The organism is Endozoicomonas sp. SESOKO3, assembly GCF_024606255.1.
In genome coordinates this window covers 1-7,200 of the sequence record NZ_JAHHPR010000590.1, presented here as the reverse complement: position 1 = coordinate 7,200, position 7,200 = coordinate 1, and the positions used below count along the sequence as shown (strand labels likewise).

At 51.6% G+C, this 7,200-nt stretch carries 5 protein-coding genes; 3 read left to right on the top strand and 2 right to left on the bottom strand.

Annotated elements, in window-relative coordinates:
• Positions 1 to 117: 117 nt before the first annotated feature.
• The 3 genes from KDK18_RS10150 (at position 118) to KDK18_RS10135 (ending at position 5,934) form a co-directional block, all read left to right on the top strand.
• Positions 118 to 678 carry a PilX N-terminal domain-containing pilus assembly protein gene (locus KDK18_RS10150; RefSeq protein ID WP_257254783.1) on the top strand — a complete coding sequence of 187 codons (561 nt, stop codon included), beginning with the start codon at positions 118 to 120 and terminating at the stop codon, positions 676 to 678.
• A 136-nt stretch (positions 679 to 814) separates the two neighbouring features.
• Positions 815 to 5,488, top strand: coding sequence for a pilus assembly protein (locus KDK18_RS10145; protein ID WP_257254782.1), 4,674 nt, complete (start codon positions 815 to 817; stop codon positions 5,486 to 5,488).
• Between the two features lie 23 nt (positions 5,489 to 5,511).
• A complete protein-coding gene (locus KDK18_RS10135) occupies positions 5,512 to 5,934 on the top strand; it encodes a type IV pilin protein (protein WP_306670917.1) in 423 nt (140 codons plus the stop codon).
• 7 nt (positions 5,935 to 5,941) lie between these two features.
• Here the strand turns inward: KDK18_RS10135 and KDK18_RS10130 are convergent, their stop codons facing one another.
• Together KDK18_RS10130 and KDK18_RS10125 are read right to left on the bottom strand one after the other, a co-directional pair.
• Positions 5,942 to 6,346: a type IV pilin protein gene (locus KDK18_RS10130; protein ID WP_257254781.1), complete on the bottom strand. Its 405-nt coding sequence runs from the start codon at positions 6,344 to 6,346 to the stop codon at positions 5,942 to 5,944.
• Positions 6,343 to 7,200: hypothetical protein (locus tag KDK18_RS10125; protein WP_257254780.1), on the bottom strand; the 858-nt coding region annotated here is incomplete at its 5' end. The genes KDK18_RS10125 and KDK18_RS10130, both read right to left, overlap by 4 nt.

Genomic DNA, 7,200 nt, shown 5'->3' with positions numbered 1-7,200 from the left:
ACCTTCACCGGCGCCCCCAAGAACCTATCTTTTTGATGGTGTACAGGTTGCTCAGTCGGATCGTTTTTTGCGAAAGGAATACGTCATGACCATGGCCTTAAGAAACAGAGGGGAATCATGAGCCGCATCAGAAGACATCATGATGAAAACGGGAGCGCTCTGCTCTACACCATGATCTTTCTTACCCTGATGGTGATGGCAACCCTGACAGCAGTGCAATTCTCAAGCCTTGAGCAGAGAATGTCAGCCAGCTACCGGACTCATCAGGCCGCTTTCGTCGCTGCGGAAACCGTTCTGCTGGAGGCCGAACGCTGTATCAAAAATCAAAACAGTTGTAATGACATCAACACATTCGCCGGTGATTGCAGTAACGGCCTCTGCTTCAGTGGCTCTGACCGCAACAGTATTATCAGCTGTCGGGCCGGACATGCCCGTCCCTGGGAGAGCGCCGCGCTCTGGAAAGACCCCGGCAAAACCATTGCCGCCACCACCATGCCTTCAGGAAGCTCTGCCCGCTATATTTTAGAATTTCTCTGCTATGTTCCAAGAACCCTGTTTGGGGTCAGCCCCAATCCTGCCAACCCTTCTGACTGGTCAAAGCTTTATCGTGTAACCGTGCTCGCTTCAGTCGATAACCTCAATAGTCAGGTCATGTTACAGTCTACCTACAAACGGTGAGTTAACTTCGCATAAAAGGATTTTCACAGTGTTCGTGTCAAAAGGGATCAGCCTGTCTGCATTTTTTTCAGCCAGAAAACAGTTCTCACACAGGCTTTGGCTAACAATCTGTTTACTGACATGCTTGCTACAAGCATTGAGCTCGCAACAGGCCATTGCAGCCTCCTCGGACTATGCTGCAACTCCCAGTCAGGGAACCACCAGCTCCCCCCCTCTGGTGCTCTTTGCGCTCTCCTTTGATCACGAACTTTTCAAAAAAGCCTACAGCGACTACACGGATGTAGACGGTGATGGCTTAATAGATACCACCTACAAAGACACCATTGATTACTATGGATATTTTGAATCAGACTGGTGCTACACCTACAGCAGCAGTCGTTTTCAACCTTCTGTAAGAGCAACAGGAGCCAATGGCCATAGCTGCACCACGTCAGGCGCACCCTGGAGTGGTAACTTTTTAAACTGGGTGACAATGTCCCGGATCGACCTGATCCGTAAGGTGCTCTACGGCGGAATGAGAGTGACCGATACCACTGGCTTGACTACCCTGGAAAGGGCAGAAATCCCCTACGACTTCCATGCATTCAGCAAGATCTATACGGGAGGGGATGTCAATGACTTCACGCCTTACACTTCCAGCATTACTCTCTGTAATCTGAACCAGAGTCAGAACGGTGCTCCCCTGTTGAGAGTCAGAAGCAGCAATGACCCAAACTGGGCGGGTTTAAACCGGGTTCGCTGTCAGGGCTCATCGGATGCCGATTACAACGTCAGGGTCGATGTCTGTCACAGTGGCTCAACCGATAGTGGCTGCCAGACCTATGGCAGCTCAAAAAAACCGGTGGGACTGATTCAAACCTATCAGGACCAGGTAAAGTTTGGACTCATTACCGGCAGCTATGACGGCAATACTCAGGGCGGAGTCATACGCAAGAATATTTCTTTCGCCAGCGATGAAGTCAATCAGAGCACAGGGCAGTTTATAAACAATTCTGGCATGGTGGCTACCGTCAACCGTTTCAGAATTTCGGAATACAGTTACACCGACCAGAAATATAATTGCAGCTCTGGCAGCCCGGTGAATTGTAAAGACTGGGGCAATCCCATGTCAGAAATCTACCTGGAAGCGCTCCGCTACTTTGCAGGGGAATCCGGACCTTCTACCGATTACAGTGTGAGTTCGGACCTGGGATTACCAAAACCCGGTTGGCAGGATCCATTTACGGTTGATAGCCGCTGTGCCAACTGCGCCATTATTGTGTTATCGACAGGACAGAACTCCTACGATAGCGATGACTACAGCAATATTAGCGATATACTCTCGTCCGGGATCCCACAACTAGACCGGTTAACCAATGATGTCGGTAACCTTGAACCTGGTCTTTCGTTTCCCGGCTCCTTCATCATCGGCAGTAACGGCAGCAGTGGCATCCGACAGTGCGAACCCAAAAACCTGAATGGCCTGTCTGATGCCCGGGGTATTTGTCCTGAAGTTCCGCACTATGAAGGCAGCTATTATATGGCCGGTCTGGCACACTACGCGCGAACCCACGACCTGAGATCAAACCTGGCGGGCAACCAGACGGTTACCACTTATACTGTTGAACTGGCTCAGACAGTTCCGACACTGACCTTTGGTGTTCCTGACGGCCTCGGCAACCGCAAAACTGTGTCACTGACCCCAATCTGCCAGACCATTGACTATGCAGATGGTTTTGACGAAACACTCTATCGCCCCTGCCGTCATCTGGACCAGACGGTAGAGAGCTTTACCCTGGACAGTTCAGGCCTGCTTGACAGCATTACCTTGCGCTTAGGCTGGGCCGATGAAACCTTTGGCGGAGATGGTGATACCGACTCCGAAGCCTCTTATACCATCACCACATCCACCAATAATCTGAGCGTGCGTCTGTTTGACCCGTCATTCAATGGCTCCAACAGTTTCAGGTATGGCTACTCCATATCGGGGGTCCAGAATTATAGCGGTATGGTTCTGGATGCCGAATACAACTCCGATTACATTAACAACACCCCTAAGTTAAACCAGAGCTACGATGATGGTGACAGTGAGTCGGCATTATTGATGCGAACCTGCAGAGAGTCAGACCGCATAGCCACAGGCGGCAACGGGCCCTCATGCCTCAGTAACACTGGCACAGAGTTAACCCCTACCGATGTCACCAAAAATTTCACGCCAAACGCGACTGTTTCCAATCGTTTGCCAAAACCTTTATTTATGGCAGCAAAGTACGGTGGCTTTAACGACCTTGATAACGATGGCACGCCTAATCATGACGCCAACGGTGACAACATTCCTGACGCCGATGACAAGGAGTGGGACAACCGCAACAACCTGACAGGCTCTCTGGATCCGGATGGTATTCCTGATAATTACTTTGTCGTCAGCAACCCTGCCCGACTGGGTCAACAGCTGGGAAAGATACTTGAGGATATCGCCAGCCGCATCTCTTCCGGTGCCAGTGCTGCCCTGGTGGCTAACAGTGCCAGCGGTGTGAGCTCAGCCATCCAGGGGCTGTTTCTTCCCGAAGTGACCGTCAATAACATTGATATCAGTTGGGTTGGGCTGGTTCACAGTTTGTTTGTTGATGCCAAAGGTCACTTCCGTGAGGACACCAATGGGAACCGCACCCTCGATGACTATGCAACCGACCGGATAGTGACCCTGTCTTTCGACCCCATCAGTAATTCCACTGTCATTCAGCGATATACCTCTTCCGACAACGGCGTGACACTGACAGCAGATGGCGGCAGAGTGGATTTGACCGATCTGAAACCCGTCTGGGATGCCCGTAAACGCTTGATGGAAGTCAGCAACGTTACCAGTCAAAGAAACTATACGGCGCTGACCAATACTGGCCGTCACATTCTCACCTGGCTGGATGCCAATAATAATGGCAATGTTGATAGCGGTGAGGAACAACCGTTCGTCTCTGCCACCTTCACAGGCAACAACAGTGGCTATCTGGGTGTGAATGCGTCGGAGTCGGACAAACTGGTGAAGTACATTCGCGGCGAAGATCAGCCGGGTTACCGCTCCCGCTCTGTAGACATCGATAATGATGGCGATATGGAAGTCTGGCGCCTGGGCGACATCATTCATTCCAACCCCGTCGTCGTCTCCAAACCGGAACGGTATTACTCTGACAGCAAACCCTTCAACAGCAATGACTCAACTTTTATCGAGTTTCAAAAACAGTACGAAAACCGTCGTCAGGTGGTGTATGTGGGTGCCAATGACGGGATGATTCATGCCTTCAATGCCGGCTTCTGGAACAACACTAATCAGCAATTTGACCTAAGCCATTCCTCTGATACCTATCAGCACCCTCTGGGTGGAGAACTCTGGGCCTACGCTCCCATGAACCTTTTACCCCATCTTCGCTGGCTGACAGAACAGGATTACCCCCATGTCTACTACATGGATGGCGAGCCCCTGATTTTTGACGCCAATATTTTCCCTGCGGATGCCGAACACCCCAAGGGTTGGGGAACAGTCCTGCTCATGGGTATGCGACTGGGCGGCGGCCCCATTGACGTCACAGTGAACAGTGCTGCCCGAACCATGCGCTCTGCCTACGTCATGCTGGATATCACCGACCCGACAAAGCCTCCCAAACTGATGGCAGAAATTACTCACCCGGAGTTGGGCTTTACCACGGGCCGCCCCGTGGTGATACAAAGGCGAAAACCCGATGCTTCCGGTGACTATAACTTTCCCACCGAAAATAACTGGTACCTGGCCTTTGGCTCTGGTCCGACCGGCACGGGGCTCAGTGGTATACGACAGGCACTGGACGATGCCACCAGTGACCAGAACATGAAAGTGTTCGTCTATGACCTTAAGAGCAAAAGCTTTCTCAGCACCTTTGACCCCATGGACAGCGGTATCGCCCAGGCTTATGCCGGCCATATGACCACCGTGGACTGGGATCAGGATTACTATGACGATGCCATCTACTTTGGCAGTGTGGAAACCGCAGGCAATCTCAGTGGCGAGCTGCTCAGGATCAATCTGGAAGATCCACTGGCTGCTAACTGGACACTGGGCACATTAACTCGCCCGCAGCGCCCTGTGACTGCCCGCCCGACGGCGGTGACCAACAGCGATAATGAACGCTGGGTCTTTGTTGGTACTGGCCGTGAGTTGACCCGGCAAGACAGCCTTAATACCCGGCAGGAATTCTTTTTTGGCGTAAAAGAACCCAGACTCAGTGGCGTGTTCTCTTATGGCACAGTGCCCTTCAGCAACCTGATTGATACCACGGATATTAAGGTGGAGGCCGATGGCGATCTGGCCTCCGGCTTTACGGTATCTGCGGGCAAGACAGTGAGTAATTTTGAATCCCTTCGCAACGCCCTGACCACCGAAGCCGGTTGGAAAAATCGACTGATCTATGACGGCAAAGATCCTGCCGGTAAAAGTATTAGCTCCCCGGCCAATGCTTTTGCCTTGCTGCTGTTTAGCGAATACCAGCCCCCTGCCGATCAGTGTCTGGTGGATGGCACCAGCTACCTGAATGCGCTGCACTACCAGACAGGCACGGCCATACCCGCCAGTCTTCAGAAAGTGCTGACTCCGAATGGTTTTACTGATAACACGATCTCCGAAAGGAAAATCAGCCTGGGTGCAGGTCTGGCTCCGGCTCCGGTAATTCACCAGGGCAGTGATGGCAAAACCAGCATTATTATTCAGGGAGGGGCCGGTAATATTTCCAGCACCGATCTGGAGTACACGCTGACGGATGACGGGCGACAATCCTGGCGACAGATATTTAATATTCCCAAGTAGACATTATGTTAAGGAGCTGAGTTATGGACAACCGGTCAATGTCTATGGAAGACAGTGGCTTCACTCTGATCGAGCTGATGATCGTCGTTGCTATCATCGGCATCATTGTCGCTGTTGCCATCCCATCCTATCAACAATATGTTTTTGAAAGTCGCAGGACGGATGCCCATGTCGCCCTGATGACGGCAGCGGCAGAACAAGAAAAGTTTTACACCTACGATAATGCTTATACCACTGATATCAACAACCTTGGTGGCGCTACCTCTCCGGACGGGCATTACACCATCGCTGTAACGGCCACAAACACCACGTATACGCTGACAGCCACTGCGAATAGTAGCAGTGGTCAGTTTGAGGATACTGACTGTCGAATCATCACCTTGAATCACCTGGGGGCCAGAGCCAGCTTGAACAGCACGGCAGCAGCGTCCACAGGATGCTGGTGAGAATAAGCTATTGCCAGGCACTAACAGGCGTTCGGGTACCACGACTGTTAATGGTCAGAGTACCGTCCGTTGCCTGAACTCCGAGAGGAGTTGCGGTGAGCAATACACATTGGGAGATCGTCATAGAAGCACAGGCTGTCGCAGTGATCAAATAATGACCATTCTCAGAAAACACATTATTGGGGCCGGCCAGTGTGTAGCCCAATTTTGAGAGATCACTGGTATACGTCAGTTGTTCGGTAAAATATCGTTCCTGCTGCTGCATCATCGTCAACAGGGATGATATGCCTTCGCTGCGTCGTGACTGCAACACGTATTCGTTGTACGACGGAACCATAATTCCGATAAGCAGACTGATGATGGTCACCACAATAAAGATTTCAAGCAGTGTAAATCCCTTTACCTTTCTCACTGATTTTCCCTCCAGAACGTTTTGTGGAAAGGTATCGAACCCGCTTCCCTGAGAATATCCTGAAAACACTCCCCACCCACACAGATATCTGCGCCTTGACTGCCACGGTTAAGAATGACAGGGGCTGGAGTCAGGATACTGTAACGAAGCTGTCTCTTGCGGTCGCCCTTAACCACCTGACTGTTACCATCAAGATCAAGCACTGCGCCGGCATTATCGATGTTCAATACATAGAGGAAGCTGGAACCACCGCCACCAGGCGCATAGGTAGTAAAGGTCAAAACATTATTGAACACGGTGGGCCTGCCCAATAGTTTTTCTCCAGACACCTCAAAGCGGATATACCATCCTTTCTGACTGTCCAGCGCATTGAGAGCCGCCGCTCGCTGCCCCCCATTTCCCTGCTGTACGAGGTTGGCCGTGGCATCGTAGAGCGCTGACTCATCAATGACTGAACCATTGTGGTAGTCATAACTGACAGGCGCGTTGTAAATATTGGGATCTCTGAGGACATAAAGCCGGTCATCCACCTGAGTATCCAGAGGTTTCGCCCTGAAGCCGCTGCCTACCACAATATTCAGATGGTCAAGCGATCTGGACAGGGAAACGTCTGGCTTTTCATAAAACCGCCGGGCATCGGCCTGGGTACTGCCAGAGAAGTTGGCAATTCGGCCTCCCGTGGCAAAGTCACTGGCCCCGGTGTTGCTCTGGTTGACATCGAATCGCCAGACCTGACCGCCAATGTCCACCGCAAAAAAGTAATCCGTCAGTCCATCCCTGTCGATGTCGATAACCGCCAGATCAGCAGGAGTACTGTAATTCATATCCGTCAGGTCCGGGTCCGTGCCACTGTT